We start from the raw sequence: 21534 nt of genomic DNA, 5'->3' as shown, positions 1-21534 counted from the left end.
ACGCTCCTCTTATAGTCTTGGCCTCTACCAATATTTTATTACACGCTCAATTGCGCACGCTTTTACGCGCAATTCGCGCTGCAACAATCTGCTTCGCAATGGTTCGCATCAAGCGCAGACTGCAAAATAAGCACTGCCGACTGCTGATCTACCATTGGACGATGCTGCTTGGAAGAAAAATCAGCCTGCAATAACTGACGGTGAGCACTTACCGTAGTCAAACGCTCATCCTTCCAAACAATATCAGGCACGTAAGAAAGCAGCCAGTCACCTTCATTTTTTGCTGACTCAATGCGTTTAGCTAAATTTTTGCCCCAACGACGCGCTTTTTTTGCAGATTTCCCTTCAGATCCGTCGAGTTGCAACGGCAAGCCAATTACAACGCGACGAACCTTCTCTTTTTCGATAAGATCCATCACGTCGTCAATAGCTCTAAAAGAATCTCCGAAAACTTGCACATTGCCAATCGGGTGCGCAAAAGTGAGCTCAGGGTCGGAAAGAGCAAGTCCGACCCTAGCATCACCCAAATCAATACCTAACCACACCATGAATTTTGTGCTGCTTTTGGTAAAGATTATATCGTTCTGTTTTAAGCGGATAGCTACGCATTATGCGAGCTTAGACACTGGCGCTTCACAGCTTCCAACGCTTCGTCAATCTTAGAAGCATCCGTACCGCCGCCCTGAGCGAAGTCCGGCTTGCCGCCGCCACCGCCGCCGAGAACCTTAGAAGCAATGCGAACCAAGTCACCAGCCTTAGCTCCAAGTCCGCGCGCAGCCTCGTTTGTGGCCACAGCAACCATTGGCTTATCATCCTCGTTTACGCCGCTCAAAACTACTACTGCAGGAGCATCCTCACCTAGGCGAGAGCGAACGTCGAGCACCGTCTTACGGAGCGTATCGAAGGAACCAAAGTTACCAACGTTCTTAACAGCCAACTTAATGTTTCCGGCAGCAGCTTTAGCAGCCTCAATCAGAGCTGGAACGGAATTAGCGAGCCGAGACTCATAGACTGCAGCGAGCTTACGATCCGAATCCTTCATCTTGTTAAGCAAGGATTCCAAACGTTCAACCAACTCGTCTGGGCGAGCGTTCACCATGTCTGCAAATTGAGCAACTAAAGCGTGCTCGCGAGCGCCATACTCGTACGCTGCCTCGCCGCAAAGTGCATCAATACGACGAACACCAGAGCCAATGGAAGACTCCGAAAGAATAGTGACCATACCAATCTTGCCGGTGCTCTTAGCGTGAGTGCCACCGCAAAGCTCGCGGCTCCAACCGTCGCCAATTTCAACCACGCGCACAACATCGCCGTACTTTTCGCCGAACAAGTGCATTGCTCCAAGCTTAAAAGCGTCGTCAATTGGCATTTCCTTAGGAACAACCTGCAAATCGTCGCGAATACGCTCGTTGACACGAGCTTCAACGCGTGAAAGCGCATCCTTATCAACAGCCTTTGGCCACTGGAAGTCGAAGCGCAAGCGGTCTGGATCAACCACGGAACCGCGCTGAGTTGCCTGAGGACCAAGCTCTTCACGCAAAGCCTTGTGAAGAGTATGTGTAGCTGTGTGGCTTCGTGCCAAAGCAGCCCTACGGACCTGATCAATATTCGTGTTTACAGGAGCGCCAACGTTAAGCGTACCTTCAGTCAAACGGCAGCTGTGAACAATCAAATCCTTGATTGGACGCTGAACATCGTCAACTTCCAAAATTGCGCCGTCGTCGGAAATAATCTCGCCCTGATCTGCAATCTGACCACCACGCTCAGCGTAGAATGGCGTGCGATCGAGAATAACCTCAACGTTTGCAGGAGCGGTGACACTTTTAACAGAACCTTTACCTGCCTCAACAATTGCCAAAACGTTGGAACGGCTGGAGAAGTCAGTGTAACCGAGGAAGTCAATTGGCTTTTCAAGTTCTTTCTTAATATCGTCGTAAACACTCACATCCACATTGTGACGCTTCTTCAAAGCATCAGCGCGAGCGCGACCTTTCTGCTCGCTCATAAGCTCGCGGAACTTAGCCTCGTCAACCTTAACACCCTGCTCGGCTGCCATCTCAAGAGTCAACTCGATTGGGAAGCCGTAAGTATCGTGCAAAGTAAACGCGTCTGCGCCACCAACCATAGGGTCGTCCGTGTGCTCTTTCTTAGCTTTTTCAACAGCCAAGTCGAGAATAGTCGTACCCTTTTCAAGAGTCCTGCGGAAAGCGTCTTCCTCACCGTAAGCAGCTTCACTCACCTCATGGAAAGTATCGTTAAGCTCCGGATAGCTTGGTTCCATAGCAGCCTTAGATACTGGGAACAAGGTTGGCAAAACCGGATCCTGCACACCGAGCATACGCATTGCGCGAACAGTTCTACGAAGCAAACGACGGAGCACATAGCCACGTCCAACATTACTTGGGCGCACGCCATCGCTCATAATCATCAAAGCAGAACGCACATGGTCAGCAACAACGCGGAAACGCACGTCAGCATCGTTATTATCGCCATACTTTACGCCACTGAGCTTTTCTGCAGCTTCAATAACAGGGTAAACTTCGTCAGTTTCATAAATATTTTCCTTACCCTGCATAAGGTAAGCCAAACGCTCCAAACCAGCGCCGGTATCAATATTCTTCTGATCGAGTTCGCCAGCAATATGCAAATCAGTCTTAGATTTGACGTTATCTACCTGGTAGTTTTCAAAAACCAAATCCCAAATCTCAATAAAGCGGGATTCGTCCGCAGCAGGACCACCGTCGCGACCATATTCCGGACCGCGATCCACGTAAATTTCGGAGCATGGGCCGCCAGGACCAGGGCCGCCGGTAGTCCAGAAGTTATCTTCCATACCGAACACTTGCATGTGCTCTGGGTCGAAGCCTTCGTTCTTCCAAATCGCACGAGCCTCATCGTCGTCAGTGTAAGTAGTAACCCAAAGCTTTTCAGGGTCAAAACCGTAGCCGCCCTTGTCTTGCGGAGTGGTTAAAAGCTCCCAAGCGTAATGAATTGCTTCTTCCTTAAAATAGTCACCAAAACTAAAGTTACCAACCATTTGGAAGAAGGTACCGTGACGAGTGGTTTTACCAACTTCGTCGATATCGAGCGTACGCACGCACTTCTGATTCGATGCCATACGGCGCGAAGGAGGCGTCTGCTCACCAAGCAAGTAAGGAATAAACGGCACCATGCCGGCGATAGTAAACAATGTCGTCGGGTTCGGCGAAATAAGAGAAGCCGAAGGAACGACCATATGACCATTCTTAGCAAAATAGTCAAGATAACGCTTTGCAATTTCTGCTGTGCGCATACGTACGAACTCCTTGTGTAATTGTTAGCAAGATCTACACGCAACAGTCGTATGATAAGTCGCATGTAATCGTGCCGCATGATGCGCGACGCAATCATGCAAACATTCAATATAGTACTTCACCACTTAACTTAACTAAAAATTAAGCGGCGAATAAGTAAAGTTGGCAATGTTACTTAAGTAAAATTTCAACGCGCTGCGTAAAGAAGTACGACTTACGTAGCGCGATGTTAGTATATGGGTGCTTCTCATTGCCGACGCGCGTAACGAGCATTAAGTTCTTTCTCGTGTGTCTTACGACTCGTATTAAAATCCTTCAACAAGCCGATTACAGTGCGCACGGTAATATTTTCAGGATCTTGATCGAACAAAAACTTACGCGCAGAAGACGGAACTTTCGCTTTCACGTAGGCACGAGCCTTCGTCACCGCAAGTACACCAACAACAATGCCAACGCACATCCAGAATAAACGCTTAAACATCACGCCTCCTTGCTCGCAGAATTATCGTAAGATTCTTTTGCAGCATGACGGCCAACGCTAGACGCGTCCGTTGGTACTGTTGGCTTGTTGAAGAAAGAAGCAAGCGTATCTTTAAGAGCGTAGCCTGCGGCAGCAATCTTAACAATCGGCTTACCGAGGAAGGCACCATACAAATCGGTAAGAGCACCAATATTCGTAACCGTTGTGCGTGTGGCATCAGAAACCGCATTCACGTCTTCTAACGTCTTATTCACCTGCTTAATAGTCGTCACCGACTCGTCGATTGCAGGCAACGCATGCTCTCCTGACTTTCTAACCGTTTCCGCAATCTGATCAAACAACCTACCCAACCGGAATAACGGATAAATCAAAAAGCCCGAAAGAACTGCAAACGAGATTGCAGCAATAAGAGCGGCTATGTCTCCAACGCTCATCGTAACCTCTTTCTATACCACATTTGCTTAAGATCTCACCGCGTCAAAAGCTAACACAGCAAATCAGACTACATGCTCAACCCTTTGCAATGACTTAAGACTAACGAACGGTAAAGACGCATATAACTTAAGCAAGTAAAAGCAAAATCTACTCATTGTAGCCTTGAATAGTAATAGCCTGATCAATAGGCTGAGCAGTGTCAAAATCGAGTCTAGTTACGCTTCCGTTCGCTGGGCGCTCGCTTAAATCGTAGCCGGCAGGCGCAAAACGGTGCATAATACTCAAAAGCGTATTTCCGTGCGAAATTTGCAACACATTATCTCCGTCGTTAAGTGAAGAATTAGCAGCAATCAACGCAAAACCGCCTTCTACGCGAGTCCAATATTCAATATCCGACTCGGCATCGTGGAAAGGATCCGCTTCTTTAAGCATGTCGCGAGTTGCTGCCAACCCAAACTTTTCCACAATTTCGTTATAAGTATTCGCTCCGTGCGGCGCTCCCGCAGCCCACCAAGCCATTTGCATATCTTGGCCTTCAAAATAGCCGTAGCATTGCTCGCGAAAATGCATATCACTAACTAAATTCGGACGCACGTTACCAGCGGCCTCGTTTGCGTCAAGAATACGCTGAGCCGTGATTTGCGCACGCGTAGTGTCCGAACAGTAAGCTGCAGCAAAAGTAATATTTTCTAGCTTTTTTGCAGCTCTGTCGGCATCCCTCAAACCTTTTTCCGTAAGCGGCGAATTTGACCAGCCTTGCAAGCGATTGTAGCGATTAAATAGCGTCTGTCCATGACGCACTAAATAAAGATGCAGCAACATAATTCCATTATTGCACTAAGCGGTACATAGCCGTGCAGGTTTCCAGCAAATGTTTCATATCAGTGCCAAACCGACAATTCCTTTACAGCCTTGTAAAGAAACCGTCGGAACTATCCCCGGCAAATGTTCCAAAAAACGGCCAAAACAGCAACAAACACCGGAGATTATCCCGCAAATGTTCCATAATTACGCAAATTCAGCAACAAACACCGGAGATTATCCCGCAAATGTTCCACAAATTGGCCAAAACAGCTACAAACCCCGGAGAAAAAACTCCGGCAAATGTTCCATAAAACGCATTGACCCCTGCCACGCGAATGCGCAACAGGGGTCAAGCGGTATGTCCTTAAGAATTAAATCGGCGAATTAACGAGCGTAGTATTCGACGACGTACTGAATGTTGACTTCAACTGGAATCTGATCGACTTCCGGCTTACGAGTCAAAGTAGCCTTCAAAGAGGCAAGATTCACATCGAGATAACCAGGAACTGCTGGCAAAACGTCGCGATGAACGCCTTCTGCAGCCATCTGGAATGGAACCATGGTCTGGCTCTTGGCACGAACCTGAATGGTCTGGCCTGGCTTGACACGGTAAGATGGGCGATCAACAAGATTGCCATCAACCAAAATATGACGATGTACAACAAACTGACGAGCCTGGGCGGTGGTGCGAGCAAAGCCTGCGCGCAAAACCAAAGCATCAAGACGAGTTTCCAAATCGGTGAGCATTGCGTCACCGGTCTGGCCTGCAGTGTGCGTACCCTTCTCATAAGCAGCACGAAGCTGCTTCTCGGAGATGCCGTACTGAGCGCGAAGACGCTGCTTCTCGCGAAGACGTACTGCGTAATCGGACTCGGTGCGACGACGAGTGCGGCCGTGCTCACCTGGAGCATATGGGCGCTTCTCGAAGATACGCTGAGCCTTTGGGGTCAAAGCGATGCCGAGGGCGCGAGAAAGACGCACCTGACGGCGAGAACGCTGAATGTTAGTCATAACTAATCCTTTAATTCTGTCGTTATCTGAACGGAACGCGAGCCAAGTTTTTATTCGATCGTAAAATCGCCTAAAAATTACTCACGCTGAGCCGGCCTCTCCAGTGCTTCTTCGTGCTAACACACGAACGCGCAAGTAGTAAAACGTTGAAATAACGCCATAATTCCCGCGCGCCGACCCACTGATGGGCTAAGGCTCCAGATGATACCTACACAAAATAGGCATCGTTTCTGATTCTACACACCAGTAAGAATAAATTAGCGGAGAGATCCGAAGTCCATCGTGTAGGTGCAGTCCGCGCAACTTGCAGCATCGGAATCGTGCGTTACCATAAGCACAGCCGCACCGCTATTTGCAGCCTCGCGCAACATTTCTAACACTATGTGTGTATGCTCGGAATCCAAATCTCCCGTAGGCTCGTCGAGAATAAGCAACTGCGGATTATTGATCAGTGCGCGCACAATCATTACGCGTCGCATTTCGCCTCCGGAAAGCTCCTTTGGGTAGCACCACAGTAAATCTTCAATATTCAGGCGTTTACAAAAATTAAGCGCGCGATCCGAATAGTAATCTTTGCCGCCAGCATTCTCACCTTCGGCATTCTCACCGCCAGCATTCTCACCTTTACGCTCGCCACTTTTTTGCGATATTTCGTCGCTTTTCGCAATCTCAACCGGCAAAAGGATGTTGTCGTAAACGGTAATATTTGGCAATAAGGTTTGCGATTGCGTTACAAAACCTATATTTTTCGCGCGCAACTTCGAAATTTCCACATCACTAAATTCAGGCGAGGAAATCTCATTGTCTAAAACCGTTACGCTTCCGTGAGTTGGCTTAAGTAATCCGGCAATCAGATTTAGTAAAGTAGATTTTCCGTTTCCGGATTTTCCTACAATCGCAACGAAATCGCCACTGTTTAGTGAGAAAGTTACGTTGTTGACTGCGGCAAATCTGTGCTTTCTGCGCACAAATTCTCGAGTTACATTGCGTAATTTAAGCACTTCAAAATGCGACTTTGCGCTATTTGATACCGATTTTTCGCACATGCTATTCATTCCCCAGCTCGTAAAGTTAAATACGTTTCTGTAGTTGCAATGCGCAATGTTGTGAGCGCGGAAGCTACAATAACTGCAACAAGCGCAAGCAGCACGCTTGCCAGCATTAGCGCTATTACAGGCAGTGCCGTCACTTCCAAATACGGAAGCTGCAATTGTTGCGCAATAAGCGAACTATAAGGGAAAAGTATGAGACTTGCCGAAGCAACTCCAATCACCCCGCCTACAAAACCGAGCGTTGCGGATTCTCGAACGACTATTCCTAACAGCACTTTTCTAGTTGCGCCTAATATGCGCAAAGATGCGAACTCTTTTTTGCGTTCGTTTACTGAGGTTGCAAAAACCGCAATCAAAACCAGCAGCCCCACAATCCAGAACACCGCAATTACAAAAGTTAGCGTGCGCGTAAATACGCCAAGATTAGCTTGAGTCGTAGCCGTAACGCCACCTGGGAATACAATACCTATGCTAGGTATCCCGGTTGTTTTGCGAATATTTTCCGCAACTTGTTTAGCACTGTAACCTTTGCTCACTTTTACTAAAACCGCAGAAATTGCTTTTTTTGCGTACTCTTTAGGAATGGCGGTGTGGTGCACTTTTGTAGAGTACTCGACTACTTGCGGCACGCTTTCGCGACGCACGAATACTGAATTGTCAATGCTTGTACCGGTTTTTGCAAGCTGCGCAACTACGGGCCACTGATGTCCAAAAAGACGAACCGTATGCATGTAGGAAACGAGTACGTTTGCTCCAGCAATCATCTCGCCTTTTTGTAGAGTTTTTTTGTGCTGCGAATAAATCCAAGGACCAATAACAAAGTCTGAATCCGGGTCAAAACCGATTATTTGCAGCTTTTCAGCGCAGCATCCTGCAGAAAGTGAGGAAATATAGGTTTGAGCGCTAGCTTTTTGAACGCCCGGCGAACGTCTCACTAAACTCTCAATATCGTTGGTGAAATAGAAAGTACTTGATCCACCGTTTGTTAGAAGCGCCTCGGCTTTAGTATGCGTGCCGTTTGGGATAACCATAATGTCGGCTCCCATGCGGGCGCGCATACTGTTTAAACCTTGCGCAAGATTCATGGAAAGAAGCGAGCCGCCAAAAAATATTGCGGACAAGCATGCAGCTACCACTATAAGTGCGCAAGTGCGTAAAGGTTTGCGTTTAATATTCTCCAGCGGCAATCGCTTCAATGTAATAGTGCGCATAGTAAATACTTACTAAAATTTTCTATATTTGTTTAATTAATTGCGTTATTACTTAGCTTCGTTATTACTTAGCTTCGTTATTACTTAGCTTCGTTATTACTTAGCTGCACACTCGCAAGAAGACTTGGTGTCGAGATACACGGAAACAGCTGCGAACACCAATGCCAGCGCGGAAAACACAATCAACGTTGGACGCATAACCGACGCGCAGTGCATCATAGGACTTTTGCATACGCCAATAAGGAATGTTGTGACAGAAAGCATAAGCAAAGCGTTCACAATTACAGCAATGTTCAAGCCGGCGCGAATCTGCTCTTTAACAAACAGCGCAATAATGCCAAGAACTGCAATAACTACGCCAATTCCAATAGCTGCACGGCCCGTATAGTAGCAGGCCATAGGCTGCATCATCATAGGCATTTTGTGCATACTTCCGCCTTTGCCCATTCCTCCGGTTGCGCATGGTTTCGCAAACGTTAATGGCGCAATAGCAATCAACGCGCCGAAAATAATAGCTGGAATTGATGCGAATAATTTATTCTTCATAATAATAACCTCATTACATGTATGTTATTAATCTTTCAGTGTCACATTGTCTTTAATGTCACACGCCTTACGGCACTCACGTTTGCGAGCACCACGCCTTCGTTACATCTTTATTTTGCGTGTACGAAAATCGATAACTTTCCAATATTCACAATCAAGCACCCGCACCCAAGCGCCCGCAATAGTTCCCCTCAACTATTAATGTTTTGAAGTTATATTTTCGTTTACTTTTACATTTTTTCGTATAGTTTAAGAGAAAACAAGTCTTGAATATTTTGTTTTCGTGTATATAATTACAGCGCTAATTATGACATTATTACCAATAGTCGCTGTTACCAATAGTCGCTGTTGCTAAAGCTACGTAAAACAAGCTACGTAAAGTAAGCTACAAAAAAGTGAGTTACGTAAAGTAAGCTACGTAAAACAAGCTACGTAAAGTAAGCTACAAAAAAGTGAGTTACGTAAAGTAAGCTACGTAAAACAAAATTTCATAGTTTCTCTATAGGAGCTACGCGCAACATAAGTCGTTTTACACCGTCAGAACCAAAATCAACGGTAATAATAGAGTTGCGACCTTTGTCTTGCGTGGCAACAATAGTGCCCAAACCGTAAGTATCGTGCGTAATTTTGTCGCCGATTTGGAAGTCTTGAATATTGAGATTGTTGTCTTTATCCACCGCTTTGGAAGATGCGGAAGATGAGGCAATTGCGGACATGGAACCTGATTTTGCCAGTGGTTTTGTGGCAGATCGCGCAGTGGTTTTGCGTGTTGTTACAGCGCTTGACTTAGACCATTTCGAACGAGAACCGTAGGGACTTCCGTAAGAAGATCCGTAAGAAGATCCACGCGAAGAACCGTAGGAACTTCCGTAAGAAGATCCGTAAGAACTTCCGTAAGAAGAACTATGCGACTTAGAACCGTAGGACTTGCTTTTTCCGTAGGACTTGCCGGAACCGTAAGCACTTCCTCCAAACGTTGTTTTGTCACTAAAAGCGTCACTATAGTCGTCATCCCAGCCGCCAAAATCGCCACCAAAATCAGAATCGCCGCCAAAATCGGAATCGCCTCGACGCATGCCAGAAACACCTAAACGCTCAACGTCAGCTTCCCTACGCTTCCAATCAATTAAATTATCTGGAATCTCATCCAAAAACTGACTTGGAAGCATATCTTGAGCCTGCCCCCACTGCGCACGCACAGCAGCACGCGTTACATACAAACGCTGTTTTGCACGCGTAATACCAACGTAAGCAAGTCGGCGCTCCTCACAAAGCTCGCCATCGTCTTCCAACGCACGCGCATGCGGAAAAGTGCCCTGCTCCATGCCAGTTAGGAACACAACCGGATATTCCAAGCCTTTAGCCGTGTGAAGCGTCATCAACGTAACCTTGCCAGTGTCCTCACTTTCGTCCGGCAATTGATCCGAATCCGCCACAAGCGCCGTCGTTTCAAGGAAACCAGCCACGCTAGCATCCGGAGTATTTTGCTCATACTCGGCAGCCACCGACTGCAACTGCGACAAATTATCCACTCGAGCAGCATCCTGCGGATCTTCCGAACGCTGCAGATCTTCCAGCAAACCGCTGTCCTTCAAAATGCTGTCAATAACTTTAGAAGGTTTTGAATCGTTGTCTTTCATGCACGTCATCAAATTGTGCATAAGCTCGCGGAATTCTTTAAGCTTGGATGCTGTGCGAGTTGGCATGCCATCGATTGACTCCAAATGTTCCAAAGCTTGCCAGAAGCTCACTCCTTGCGTTTGCGCGTAAAGAGTTAGCAAGGCTTCTGCTCGAGCGCCAAGACCTCGCTTTGGCACGTTCAAAATTCGGCGCATATTCACGTCGTCGTCCGGATTTGCCATAGACTGCAAGTATGCGAGCGCATCTTTTACTTCGCGACGTTCGTAAAACTTTGTGCCGCCAACCAGTTGGTACGGAAGACCTGCTTTCATAAGAGCATCTTCCAGCGAACGCGACTGAGCATTAGCGCGGTACATAATTGCCATATCCGAATACGCAACGCCTTCCTCGCCAGCCAATCGCGCTATTTCCTGCGCAACCCAAGCTGCTTCCTGCTGAGCACTATCTGCAGCGTAACCGGTAATTGGAGCGCCCTGACCTAATGCCGTCCACAATTTTTTAGGTTTGCGGCCTTGGTTATGCGAAATAACGGCGTTTGCAGCGTCCAAAATTGTTTGAGTAGAGCGATAGTTTTGCTCCAGCATAATAGTCGTAGCGTTTGGAAAATCCTTCTCAAAGTCTTGAATATTGCGAATGTCTGCGCCGCGGAAAGCGTAAATCGACTGGTCGGAGTCGCCAACAACGGTGATTGAAGCAGGTGAATCAGCACGCTGTTGTTGCGCAACGTTTGTACTACTTTGCGTAACGTTTGCACTATTCTGCTTTACGTCAACGCCAGCAAGCTCACGAATAAGCTCGTATTGCGCGTGGTTCGTATCCTGATACTCGTCAACCAGAATATAACGGAACTTGTGGCGGTAATATTTAGCAACTTCCGGAGCTTCGCGCATAAGCTGCACGGTCCGCATAATTAAATCATCAAAGTCAACGGCGTTCGCTTGTGCTAAACGATGCTGATATTCCGCGTAAATCGTGGCATACACGGCATCAGCGTTGCCTGCGTGCGCAATCTGTTGCCCCAAAACTCCCGGCTTGTAATCATTGGCATACATATCCAACTGCTCACGCCAACTAATCAAACTGTTCTTGCAATCCGAAATCTTCCCCAAAATACTGCGCGGCGTAAAACGTTTAATATCTACGTTCAACTCGGTTGCAATAATTTTTATCAAACGTTCGCAATCAGCGGTGTCGTATATAGAAAATCCTGAGGTTAAGCCAATGCTTTGGCCGGACCTGCGAAGTATTTTCACGCACGCAGAATGGAAAGTCGAAACCCACATACTACTCGCTTCGCTGCCGATGAGCTTAGCAAGGCGTTCACGCATTTCTGCGGCGGCTTTGTTAGTAAAAGTGATGGCGAGAATTTGGCTTGGCCACGCACCTTTTTGGCTTAAAATCCAAGCGATTCTGCGCGTGAGTACTCGCGTTTTGCCGCTGCCTGCGCCTGCGCCGATAAGTAACGCCGGGCCATCGTACTGCACTGCTTTAGATTGTTGCGGATTGAGGCCCTCTATGAGAGTGCTTGCGTCGACGACGATTCGTGGACTGGAAACAGTTGGATAAGTGACGTCTGGATAATCGGCAACTGAATTAGCGGCAGTCAAATTAGTGGCAGTTGCGTTGGAATTTTCAGCTACGGAAGCGTAACCTTCCTCTGGAACGTAACCTTCTGCTGGAACGTAATTTTCTGCTGGAACGTAATCTTCCGCAGGAACGCTTGAAGGCGCGTATTCTTGCGCATACGCGTCGGCATATTCGTCATATCCGTAATTAGAGTAATCGCTTATATCCGCAGCATTTGCGTACACGTCTTCATCACTTTGGTAAGCCCCGCTATTTTGGTAAGCCTCACTATCGTTCGCTTGCGCACTCGCAGACCCCGCCTCATTATCCACAGGATCACCTAATAAATCACTCACATACCCGTAATCGCACATTTTCACTCTCCGTAACCACTCCCCACAAAACTCCCCCGTTTTGCCTATAAGCGCATTTAGCACATTTAATCAGGTTTACCACATACTGCCGTCGTTTTTTAACAATATTGTGTCACGGATTAGGGTATGCTTAAGCGTACTGAACGTCCATAACTATGCTACACATGGCGCGTGGCTGCTAAACAACGCAAAGGAAGATTCATCGTGCAAGAATTGGAAGATCGCATCCGCCAAGACGGTATCGTAAAACCTGGTAATGTCTTGAAAGTGGACGCTTTTTTGAACCACCAGTGCGATGTGTCACTTTTTGATAACATGGGTGCGGCTTGGGCTGAGCATTTTCGCGAAGCGGGCGTTAATAAAATTCTTACGATTGAGGCTTCGGGAATTGGCATTGCTTGCGTAGTAGCGCGTCATTTTGGGAATGTTCCGGTAGTTTTTGCGAAAAAAGCTCAGTCTATTAATCTCGATGGCGACCAGTACGTTTCTACTGTGTTTTCTTTCACAAAGCAACGTGAATTTCCGGTAATCGTATCGCGTAAATATTTGAGTGCCGACGATCGCGTGCTAATTATTGACGACTTTTTAGCTAATGGTAATGCTTTGCAAGGTTTGATTGATATTTGTCACCACGCGGGAGCTACGGTTGCCGGCATTGGTATTGCGATTGAAAAAGGATTCCAGGGCGGCGGCGACGCACTTCGCGAAGCTGGGTATGATTTGGATTCGCTGGCTATCGTTGACTCAATGGACCCTAGCGACGGCTCTATTACGTTCCGTAAGTAAGTTATTGCGTTCCGTAAGTAGCGAGTTCGTTATTTCCTATACACAACTGTAAAGTAACTGTCGCTTTTTGGCGAGAATCCGACATTTTCTATACACAACTGTAAAGCAACTGTCACTTTTTGGCGAGAATCCGACAATTCCTATACACAACTGTAAAGAAACTGTCGCTTTGCGCATATCAGTAAACTCGCTGAAGCAAGTGCAAATGTGAAAGAAACGAGAAAAATTTCACACAATTACCGTTTTTGCGCTCAAGTACGATAAAGTAGTCCGGTTGGTATAGGTGCAATATGATTGCAACAAACAATTTATTAGGTGGCTAAACTTATGACTGAAGTGGTGATTGCAAGCGCTACACGCACGCCTATTGGCAAGTTCGGCGGCAGCTTATCTTCGCTTTCCTCAGTTGATTTAGGAACAATCGCAGCCAAAGCTGCAATCGAACGCGCCGGAATCGACGCACATGACGTAGATCAAGCCATTTTTGGTAACGTTCTGCAGGCGGGAAGCGGTCAAAACGTGGCTCGTCAAATCGCATTACGAGCAGGATTAGACACTTCTAGTTGCGCAATGACTATTAACGAAGTGTGCGGATCAGGCTTAAAAGCAGTGCGACTAGCACAAGCCGCAATCGTTATGGGCGACGCGCAAGTAGTAGTAGCAGGCGGCACCGAAAGCATGAGCAACGTGCCATTTTACGCAACCAACTCGCGATTTAACGGACACCGCTACGGAAACTTTACGCTTATTGACGGCTTGCAGCGCGACGGTCTAAACGACGCTTTTACCGATGACGCAATGGGAGTTACCGCAGAAAACGTAGCAGCGAAATTTAATATTACGCGCGAAGCACAAGATATTTTTGCGCTTAAATCTCACCAAAAAGCTGTCAAAGCGTGGCAACAAGGCGAGTTTGAAGCTGAAATTACGCCAGTTACGCTGTCAGATGGCACAGTAATAACGCGAGACGAACATCCGCGCGCCGATACGTCCATGGAACGTTTAGCACAATTGCGCACACTGTTCACGGCTTCGGACACTGTCAACGGCTCACATCAATCAACCGTAACCGCAGGCAACGCAAGCGGAATCAACGACGGAGCCGCAGCACTCGTGCTCATGAGCAAAGATTATGCGGAAGCGCACGGAATCGAGTACCTCGCCAAAATCGTAGGATTTGCAGAAGGCGGCATCGACCCAGACCTAATGGGATACGCGCCAAAACATGTGATGGAACGCATGCTGCAAGCTACCGGAAGTAACGTTGACAGCATTGATTTATTTGAAATTAACGAAGCTTTCGCCGCACAGAGCATCGCCGTTTCGGAGCAGTTGCATATTGACGAAGCAAAGCTCAACGTGCGAGGCGGCGCAATCGCACTCGGTCACCCACTGGGAGCCAGCGGAGCGAGAATTTTAACGACGCTTATATACGCACTACGCGATCGTAATCAGCGAAATGGCGTTGCCGCGCTGTGCGTGGGCGGCGGAATTGGCGTGGCGATGCAGATTAGGATGCAAAACAACCAAGTCAGAATGCAAAGCGACCAGAAGCATTCGTAGTCTACAAATCATGAGGTGATTTCGATGACTGCTTTTCGTGAAACTGCTTTTCGTGAAACTGCTTTTCGTGAAACTGCTTTTCGTGAGTTGAGCGTAGAAAAACGCATAAAAACTTTACAAAACGAGGGTGCGATAGACGAGTCTGACGCAACTTTTTTGCTTAAGCAGCTTGCGGAAAGTTCCGACGCAACAATACCAGCAGACGTTGCGAATTGTATGATTGAACATCAGATTGGAAAGTATACGCTGCCGGTTGGCGTTGTACGCGGGCTGATTATCAACGGCGAAACGCGAAACGTACTCGTCGCAACGGAAGAGCCATCCGTAATCGCGGCAGCATGCAACGGAGCAAGAATTGCCGCAACAAGTATTGAAGGCTGTATCGTAGCAAACTCGCCACAATACGTAACAACTGCGCAAATTGCTTTTGAAAACACAGACGGGAACGTAGCTGCGCAATTGCGCGAAATTGTTGAAGATTCTGGGAAAGTTGAAGAGCTGCTGCGCATTGCCAACGAGTCACACCCATCAATGATGAAAAGGGGCGGCGGCGCGCGAAAATGCCGCGCTGTAGCTTTGAACGGCTTCGCCAAACTCGAGATTGACGTAGACACATGCGACGCCATGGGCGCCAACACAGTAAACACTATGGGCGAAGCCGTCAAAGCCCAGCTGGAAAGCTGGCTCGGTGTCGAGGCGCTTGCAGCCATCCTCACCAACACCAGCCGCGTTGCCACCACAGCCGAAGTACACATACCCGCTGCAGCCCTAGCATCCACGCGGCTGGAAAATTTAGACGAACGCGAAAGCGAGGGCAAGCGCCTCGCCAGCCGCATCGCGGCATTAAGCGCGCTAGCCGCCAGCGACACAGCGCGAGCCGCCACGCACAACAAAGGCATCCTAAACGGTATTGCAGGGGCCGCGCTCGCGTCAGGAAATGATACGCGAGCGCTAGAAGCAGCAGCGCACGCGTGGGCGGCTCGCTCCGGTCGCTACCTACCGCTGTCAACGTGGAAAACTGAAGTCTTAAACGAACAAACCATACTCCATGGTCGTATCGAAATCCCCCTGCAAATCGGTATCGTCGGCGGATCAATCTCATCGCTACCAATGGCGCAACTCGCAATCAAAATCGGAAAATACAAAAACGCGAACGATTTTCGCAACACACTTGCAGCCCTCGGTCTCGTACAAAATCTTGCAGCTCTCCGCGCGCTCGCAAGCTCAGGCATACAAGCTGGTCACATGAAACTACACGCGTCAAATCTAGCAATCGCAGCCGGCGCCAAAGGCGACGAAATTGTAAAAATCGCGCACAATCTTCTACAACTTACCACGGCAGAACGCACCACTGAAAAAGTTGCGCAACTGCTTAAACAATTGCGCGAATCAGATAAAAATTAAAAAATAAGAAATTAAGAAGAAATCAAGAAATCAAGAAATTAAGAAATTAAGAAATTAAGAAATTAAGAAAAAATTGAGAAAAAATTGAGAAAAATGAACACTACAAATAACGCAAAAACCTCCCCACTCGCCGTCGGCATCGACCGCATCAACTTCGCAACCCCGCACTGCTACCTCGACCTCACTGACCTTGCACACGCGCGCAGCATAGACCCCAACAAATTCACCATCGGCATCGGCCAAAGCCAGCAGGCAGTGCCGCCAAATCACCAAGACATCGTAACACTCGCAGCCGAAGCCGCACTCCCCCTCCTGCCATACATCGACAGCAATCGCCTCAAAATGCTAATCGTCGGTACGGAAAGCGGCGTGGACGCCAGCAAATCCAGCGCGCTATACGTTCAAAGTCTGCTAAAACTCACGCCATGGCTGCGTTGCGCTGAAGTGAAGGAAGCCTGCTACGGCGGCACCGCGGCACTCATGATGGCATGTGACTACGTGCGAGCGCATGCCGATTCGCAGCCACAAGTGCTGGTGATTGCGGCAGACATTGCGCGCTACGGACTTAACACTCCCGGCGAAGTTACGCAAGGCGCTGGTGCCGTGGCAATGCTGGTAAGCGCGAATCCGAGCGTTCTTAAGATCAATGACGATAGCGTTGTAAAATCCGCTGATATTCAAGACTTTTGGCGACCGGTATACCAGGATACTGCACTCGCCCGCGGTAAGTTTTCTAGCGAGCAGTACATAGAGTTTTTCTGCGACGTGTGGCAAAAATATTGTGCTCAAAACGGCTGCGATTTCAACGATTTTGCAGCCATATGCTTCCACTTGCCGTATACGAAAATGGGTTTGAAGGCGCTTAAGGCCGCGATGGATTGCGATAACACCCCAGATTGCGATAACACCCCATACGACGTGCGCGAGCGCTTGCTTTCTCGCTACGAAACCAGCACAAAGTACAGTCGTCGCGTTGGCAATATTTATACGGGATCGTTGTACTTGGGTTTGTTGTCTTTGCTTGAGTTAGACGGACTTGAGTTGGACGGCGGCACTCACGAAAATAGTAACATTCCTCCGCTTAAAGATGGCGATAGGATTGGGCTATTTTCTTACGGTTCCGGCGCTGTTGGCGAGTTATTTAGTGCAACTCTTGTTCCAGGATTTAAGAACGCGCTGTTTGCTAAGGAGCACGCTGATATGCTCGATTCGCGCGAACGCTTAAGCGTTGCCGATTACGAGGAGATGTTTTCTAGCGTCGCACCTTACGCTCCGGAAGATTTCGTAAGTAGCACATCCCACCGCGAAGGTGCGCGCTTCTTCCTCGACGCAATCGCCTCACAAGAGCGCCATTATTCCGCGCGCTAAAAGCGAACGCCAAAATTCTCCCGTAAATGTTTCATATCAGCGCCAAACCGACAATTCCTTTACAGCCTTGTAAAGAAAAAATCGAAATTAAGCCGAAAAGTGATTATTCCTTTACAGTAACGTAAAGAAAAAATCGAAATCCGGCCAAAAAACGACAATTCCTATACAACCATGTAAAGAAACCGTCGGAACTATCTCCAGCAAATGTTCCAAAAAACGGCTAAAACAACAACAAACGCCGGAGAAATTCTTCCCGCAAATGTTCCACAAATTGGCCAAAACGCTCGCGCGGATAACGCGCTCGCTACAAAACTCGCGTTGGAAGTCCCCCGGACTTCCAACTTAAGCGAGTTTCCGCTCCGAGTTGCCTTCGCGCGCTACGCTTTAAGCGCTTCGGCAGGTCGTCGCGCAAACACCGGAGAAAAAACTCCGGCAAATGTTCCACAAAATGGCAATGCTCAATCGAGACGCAGGCAGACCGAGCTTAAGCAAAGCAACGTTAACCTGCCCTGCCTGCGTCAATCGAGACGCAGGCAGACCGAGCTTGCGTTGGAAGTCCCCCGGACTTCCAACCTGAGCAAGCTCGGCGAATTAAAAAAGCCTAAAGCAATTTTTATATGCTTTAGGCTTGGTTAATTCGCGGATGAGGCGAGATTCGAACTCGCGGTAGGTTTCCCTACAACGGTTTTCAAGACCGTCTCCTTAGACCGCTCGGACACCCATCCAGTCTGCGCGCGAAAACAATTAAATCGCCTTCAGCACACAGGGGTTAAGCATATCAGCACGCATAGAACACAACACACACCACCAACGCAACACACAAACACAGCCCTCACCAACACACACCACAAACACACAACCAACACAACAAATAAAAAACGTGCGTAAGCACAAAACTTACGCACGCAAATACGAACAATCAGTTCAACCACAGTTCAAACGCAGTTCAAACTGCGAAGCAAACCACAGCTCAAACCGCGTCAGCTCACGCTTCCCACTTTGTCGGCTCAATAACTTCCTTGCCGCCCATATAAGCCTGCATTGCCTTTGGAATATCAATCGAACCATCCTCATGCTGATGGTTCTCCAAAATAGCCACAAGCCAGCGCGTAGTAGCCAACGTACCGTTCAATGTGCTCACTGCACGCGTAGCACCATCGTCCAAACGCTCGCGCACATTCAAACGACGAGCCTGATACTCAGTGCAGTTAGAAGTAGAAGTAAGCTCACGGTAGCGACCCTGAGTTGGCACCCAAGCCTCGCAGTCAAACTTACGCGCAGCAGAAGAACCAAGATCGCCGGCAGCAGTATCAATAATGCGGTAAGGCACTTCCACCTTCGCAAGCATTTCCTGCTCCATGCCAAGCAACTTCTGATGCTCAGCGCGCGAATCTTCCTGCTTGCAGTACACGAACATTTCCACCTTATCGAACTGGTGCACGCGAATAATGCCGGAAGTATCCTTACCAGCAGCACCAGCCTCGCGACGATAGCAGCTAGACCAACCGCAGTAACGCAAAGCACCGTTACTTAAGTCAAGAATCTCATCCTCATGCATACCCGCCAAAGCAACTTCGGAAGTACCAACCAAATACTGGTCGTCTGGCTCACGCAAACGGTAAATCTCGTCAGCATGCGAGTTCAAAAAGCCCGTGCCACGCATTACTTCAGGACGCACCAAAGTTGGCGTAATTGCAAGCGTAAATCCGTGCTCTTCCGCCTGATCTACAGCCATAGTAAGCATTGCGATTTGCAAGCGCGCCACAGCGCCACGCAAGAAGTAGAAGCGAGAGCCGGCAACTTTCACACCACGACGCATATCAATACCAGCAACGCCAGTGCCAAGCGTCAAATGATCCTTTGGCTCAAAACCTTCGGCCGCAAAATCGCGTGGAGTCCCAACTTTCTTAACTACAACGTAGTCGTCTTCGCCGCCTTCTGGAGCTTCATCTTCTACGATGTTGGAAAGCTTCCACATTGCGGTTGTGTAGTCGGCAGTAGCTTTTTCGGATTCAGCCTTGTACTCAGCTACTTTCGAAGCGAGTTCCTTAGTTTCTGCGATAAGCGCAGCCTTCTCTTCGGCTGGAGCAGTTGCAACTTTCTTACCAATAGCTTTCTGCTCAGCACGGGCAGCTTCAAAAGCTTTGAGTGCGGTACGACGCAAATCGTCGTTACGTAAGACTTCATCGACAAGTTCAACGGATTCGCCACGCTTACGCTGGGATTCCTTGACTACATCGGCATGTTCACGAATAAATTGGATATCAAGCATGAACCCTAGCCTAGTGCCGCAAGGCGACAGATTTATGTGCACAACTATTCGCAAAGTACAAAACTTATGCACTCCGCAGGGTATAATAGAACGAATAAAAAATCCACGCGATGAAGGGGAATATATGGCAGCAATACACGCCAGTTCAGAGAATTTTGAACAAATTGCATCAACGCACGAGATTGTCGTAGTCGATTTTTGGGCGACTTGGTGCGGTCCGTGCCGCGCATTTGGCCCTGTTTTTGAAAAAGTGAGCGACAAGTATCCTGACATTCCTTTCGTTAAGGTTGACGTGGATGAGTGCGCCACAATTGCTGAAGCTGCGCAGATTCAAGCAGTTCCAACACTTATGGTAATTAAGCGCGGTGAGGTTATTTATCGTCAGGCTGGATCCTTGCTTGCTTCTGATTTGGAAGATTTAGTTGAGCAAGCTCAGGCTTACGAGCCGTCTGAAGATTCGGAAAACAACTAGCTTTTGCATAGATTCGTATAGATTTGTATAGATTTATATAGGTCTTATTTAAGCAGGTTTTATATAACTTTTATACAACTTTTATACAGGCAGGATTCTCGTAGGTTTGGTTACTTATTTTCTTGTGGACTAGACCACGGATTATAATCGAATACGGTTTTGTATAAGTGAGCGACTCTATTCGCTCCTTGGTTATGGAAAGTTCGCAGGCGATTGCGGACTGATTGCATTGAAGAAGTAAGGAGGGCTATGGCCAGTCACCGTAAGCATACTGCTACATTAAGTTCACTGAGTTCACGTCAGTGGGCTAAGGTTGGCATGGTTGTTGTTGGTGTGTTAGCTTTGGTGACGCTCGGCTTTGCCTCACGCAATTTTTATACTTCAACGCAAGGGCACGCGGCCCCTGTTACTGCTTATTCAGCTACTGATACTTCTCAGGAAGTTTCCCGTAGCGCTTTTCGTGATGCGCTTCGTAAAAGCGGCACATCCTATGTAACAGTGGTTATTAATGGCCACCGTCGCACAGTTTTGGGCACTCATTTTACCAACGTTAAGTCTGTGCTTGAAGCTGGCGATATTACGCTTGAACCACACGATGTGGTATCTCCTTCATTAACCGCTAAAGTTGACGAATCCACGGTTATCACTATTAATCGTGTGGGAGCAAAGTTGGAAACTGCCGACGATTCAATCGCTTTTAACGTAGTAAAGAAGGAAACTGCCGCTTTGCCAAAGGGCACTGAGAAAGTACAGTCCGAAGGCGTTAATGGCGTTATGGAAACTGCGAAAATCGTTACACGCGCTAAGGGTAAGGTTGTTACTTCTAACATCTTCGCTTCTTACGTAAAAAAGGCGCCAAAAGATAAGGTGATTCTTGTTGGTACTGGTGGCGCTTCTGCGGGACATGGTTTTGCAGCTTCTATTGGCACCACAGTTCCTGCTGGCGAAATGCAGCAGTGGGCGCACGATTGGCTGATTTCCAACGGTTACAGCGAGGCTGATTTTAGCGCTACGGTGTTTATTATTACGCACGAGTCAGGTTGGCGCGTAAACGCTATGAATCCTTCTGGCGCTTATGGCTTGCCACAGGCGTTGCCGGGTGGAAAAATGGCTTCTGCCGGCGCTGATTGGGCCACCAACTATCAAACGCAGCTTCGTTGGTTCTGGAATTACTGCAACGGCCGCTACGGTTCCATCCAGGGCGCTTACAATCATTGGCGCACTTACCGCAGTTACTGAGCTACTATTACCGAAC

The 21534-nt window shown here is 48.0% G+C and carries 18 protein-coding genes and 1 tRNA gene; 7 read left to right on the top strand and 12 right to left on the bottom strand.

The window, feature by feature from the left end; genetic code table 11:
* Positions 1-62: 62 nt before the first annotated feature.
* The 10 genes from ruvX to HXT56_RS00570 all read right to left on the bottom strand — a co-directional run bounded on the left by ruvX (position 63) and on the right by HXT56_RS00570 (position 12414).
* Positions 63-548, bottom strand: coding sequence for a Holliday junction resolvase RuvX (gene ruvX / locus HXT56_RS00615; RefSeq protein ID WP_421778166.1), 486 nt, complete (start codon positions 546-548; stop codon positions 63-65).
* Positions 549-601: 53 nt separating this feature from the next.
* Positions 602-3292, bottom strand: coding sequence for an alanine--tRNA ligase (gene alaS, locus HXT56_RS00610; RefSeq protein ID WP_421778165.1), 2691 nt, complete (start codon positions 3290-3292; stop codon positions 602-604).
* 248 nt (positions 3293-3540) lie between these two features.
* A complete protein-coding gene (locus tag HXT56_RS00605; RefSeq protein ID WP_116712522.1) occupies positions 3541-3774 on the bottom strand; it encodes a hypothetical protein in 234 nt (77 codons plus the stop codon).
* The gene (locus HXT56_RS00600) at positions 3774-4208 is read right to left on the bottom strand and encodes a DUF948 domain-containing protein (protein WP_116712521.1); all 435 of its coding nucleotides are present in this window, start codon (positions 4206-4208) and stop codon (positions 3774-3776) included. The genes HXT56_RS00605 and HXT56_RS00600 overlap by 1 nt, the downstream gene beginning before the upstream one ends.
* A gap of 148 nt (positions 4209-4356) precedes the next feature.
* Positions 4357-5031 carry a histidine phosphatase family protein gene (locus HXT56_RS00595; protein WP_116712520.1) on the bottom strand — a complete coding sequence of 225 codons (675 nt, stop codon included), beginning with the start codon at positions 5029-5031 and terminating at the stop codon, positions 4357-4359.
* A gap of 366 nt (positions 5032-5397) precedes the next feature.
* On the bottom strand, positions 5398-6024 hold the full coding sequence (gene rpsD, locus HXT56_RS00590) for a 30S ribosomal protein S4 (RefSeq protein WP_004105277.1): 627 nt from the start codon (positions 6022-6024) through the stop codon (positions 5398-5400).
* A 257-nt stretch (positions 6025-6281) separates the two neighbouring features.
* Positions 6282-7070: an ABC transporter ATP-binding protein gene (locus HXT56_RS00585; protein ID WP_421778511.1), complete on the bottom strand. Its 789-nt coding sequence runs from the start codon at positions 7068-7070 to the stop codon at positions 6282-6284.
* Positions 7071-7075: 5 nt separating this feature from the next.
* Complete coding sequence (locus tag HXT56_RS00580; protein WP_421778164.1) at positions 7076-8287, bottom strand: ABC transporter permease; 1212 nt, start codon at positions 8285-8287, stop codon at positions 7076-7078.
* A gap of 96 nt (positions 8288-8383) precedes the next feature.
* Positions 8384-8833 carry a DUF4418 family protein gene (locus HXT56_RS00575; RefSeq protein ID WP_116712518.1) on the bottom strand — a complete coding sequence of 150 codons (450 nt, stop codon included), beginning with the start codon at positions 8831-8833 and terminating at the stop codon, positions 8384-8386.
* A gap of 488 nt (positions 8834-9321) precedes the next feature.
* Positions 9322-12414 (bottom strand): ATP-dependent helicase, encoded by a 3093-nt coding sequence (locus HXT56_RS00570; RefSeq protein ID WP_421778163.1) that lies wholly within the window; start codon positions 12412-12414, stop codon positions 9322-9324.
* 204 nt (positions 12415-12618) lie between these two features.
* Between HXT56_RS00570 and HXT56_RS00565 the strand changes: the two genes are divergently transcribed.
* The 5 genes from HXT56_RS00565 (at position 12619) to HXT56_RS00545 (ending at position 18171) form a co-directional block, all read left to right on the top strand.
* A complete protein-coding gene (locus tag HXT56_RS00565) occupies positions 12619-13200 on the top strand; it encodes a xanthine phosphoribosyltransferase (protein WP_165846095.1) in 582 nt (193 codons plus the stop codon).
* A gap of 327 nt (positions 13201-13527) precedes the next feature.
* On the top strand, positions 13528-14763 hold the full coding sequence (locus HXT56_RS00560; protein WP_421778162.1) for a thiolase family protein: 1236 nt from the start codon (positions 13528-13530) through the stop codon (positions 14761-14763).
* 24 nt (positions 14764-14787) lie between these two features.
* Positions 14788-16167, top strand: coding sequence for a hydroxymethylglutaryl-CoA reductase, degradative (locus HXT56_RS00555; protein ID WP_421778161.1), 1380 nt, complete (start codon positions 14788-14790; stop codon positions 16165-16167).
* A 93-nt stretch (positions 16168-16260) separates the two neighbouring features.
* On the top strand, positions 16261-17535 hold the full coding sequence (locus HXT56_RS00550; RefSeq protein ID WP_421778160.1) for a hydroxymethylglutaryl-CoA synthase: 1275 nt from the start codon (positions 16261-16263) through the stop codon (positions 17533-17535).
* Between the two features lie 204 nt (positions 17536-17739).
* Positions 17740-18171 (top strand): hypothetical protein, encoded by a 432-nt coding sequence (locus HXT56_RS00545; RefSeq protein ID WP_421778159.1) that lies wholly within the window; start codon positions 17740-17742, stop codon positions 18169-18171.
* Positions 18172-18175: 4 nt separating this feature from the next.
* Here HXT56_RS00545 and HXT56_RS00540 read toward each other — a convergent pair.
* Positions 18176-18260 (bottom strand) — tRNA-Ser (locus tag HXT56_RS00540).
* Between the two features lie 260 nt (positions 18261-18520).
* On the bottom strand, positions 18521-19807 hold the full coding sequence (serS, locus tag HXT56_RS00535) for a serine--tRNA ligase (RefSeq protein WP_116712511.1): 1287 nt from the start codon (positions 19805-19807) through the stop codon (positions 18521-18523).
* Between the two features lie 124 nt (positions 19808-19931).
* On the opposite strand from serS, the gene trxA reads away from it, so the two are divergent.
* On the top strand, positions 19932-20279 hold the full coding sequence (gene trxA / locus HXT56_RS00530) for a thioredoxin (protein ID WP_116712547.1): 348 nt from the start codon (positions 19932-19934) through the stop codon (positions 20277-20279).
* Positions 20280-20528: 249 nt separating this feature from the next.
* Complete coding sequence (locus tag HXT56_RS00525; RefSeq protein WP_421778158.1) at positions 20529-21518, top strand: G5 domain-containing protein; 990 nt, start codon at positions 20529-20531, stop codon at positions 21516-21518.
* Positions 21519-21534: the final 16 nt, after the last annotated feature.

It is taken from the genome of Gardnerella nova (assembly GCF_049244055.1).
In the GTDB taxonomy this organism is placed as follows: Bacteria; Actinomycetota; Actinomycetes; order Actinomycetales; family Bifidobacteriaceae; genus Bifidobacterium; species Bifidobacterium vaginale_H.
The sequence above is the reverse complement of the archived record's forward strand: the minus strand, read 5'-3'. Positions and strand labels throughout refer to the sequence as shown.

What these genes read in the sequence shown, in the direction of transcription:
- ruvX (WP_421778166.1), bottom strand. Translation starts at nt 548, where the DNA reads ATGGTGTGGTTAGGTATTGATTTGGGTGATGCTAGGGTCGGACTTGCT.
- alaS (WP_421778165.1), bottom strand. Translation starts at nt 3,292, where the DNA reads ATGCGCACAGCAGAAATTGCAAAGCGTTATCTTGACTATTTTGCTAAG.
- HXT56_RS00605 (WP_116712522.1), bottom strand. Translation starts at nt 3,774, where the DNA reads ATGTTTAAGCGTTTATTCTGGATGTGCGTTGGCATTGTTGTTGGTGTA.
- HXT56_RS00600 (WP_116712521.1), bottom strand. Translation starts at nt 4,208, where the DNA reads ATGAGCGTTGGAGACATAGCCGCTCTTATTGCTGCAATCTCGTTTGCA.
- HXT56_RS00595 (WP_116712520.1), bottom strand. Translation starts at nt 5,031, where the DNA reads ATGTTGCTGCATCTTTATTTAGTGCGTCATGGACAGACGCTATTTAAT.
- rpsD (WP_004105277.1), bottom strand. Translation starts at nt 6,024, where the DNA reads ATGACTAACATTCAGCGTTCTCGCCGTCAGGTGCGTCTTTCTCGCGCC.
- HXT56_RS00585 (WP_421778511.1), bottom strand. Translation starts at nt 7,070, where the DNA reads ATGTGCGAAAAATCGGTATCAAATAGCGCAAAGTCGCATTTTGAAGTG.
- HXT56_RS00580 (WP_421778164.1), bottom strand. Translation starts at nt 8,287, where the DNA reads ATGCGCACTATTACATTGAAGCGATTGCCGCTGGAGAATATTAAACGC.
- HXT56_RS00575 (WP_116712518.1), bottom strand. Translation starts at nt 8,833, where the DNA reads ATGAAGAATAAATTATTCGCATCAATTCCAGCTATTATTTTCGGCGCG.
- HXT56_RS00570 (WP_421778163.1), bottom strand. Translation starts at nt 12,414, where the DNA reads ATGTGCGATTACGGGTATGTGAGTGATTTATTAGGTGATCCTGTGGAT.
- HXT56_RS00560 (WP_421778162.1), top strand. Translation starts at nt 13,528, where the DNA reads ATGACTGAAGTGGTGATTGCAAGCGCTACACGCACGCCTATTGGCAAG.
- HXT56_RS00555 (WP_421778161.1), top strand. Translation starts at nt 14,788, where the DNA reads ATGACTGCTTTTCGTGAAACTGCTTTTCGTGAAACTGCTTTTCGTGAA.
- HXT56_RS00550 (WP_421778160.1), top strand. Translation starts at nt 16,261, where the DNA reads ATGAACACTACAAATAACGCAAAAACCTCCCCACTCGCCGTCGGCATC.
- HXT56_RS00545 (WP_421778159.1), top strand. Translation starts at nt 17,740, where the DNA reads ATGTTCCAAAAAACGGCTAAAACAACAACAAACGCCGGAGAAATTCTT.
- serS (WP_116712511.1), bottom strand. Translation starts at nt 19,807, where the DNA reads ATGCTTGATATCCAATTTATTCGTGAACATGCCGATGTAGTCAAGGAA.
- trxA (WP_116712547.1), top strand. Translation starts at nt 19,932, where the DNA reads ATGGCAGCAATACACGCCAGTTCAGAGAATTTTGAACAAATTGCATCA.
- HXT56_RS00525 (WP_421778158.1), top strand. Translation starts at nt 20,529, where the DNA reads ATGGCCAGTCACCGTAAGCATACTGCTACATTAAGTTCACTGAGTTCA.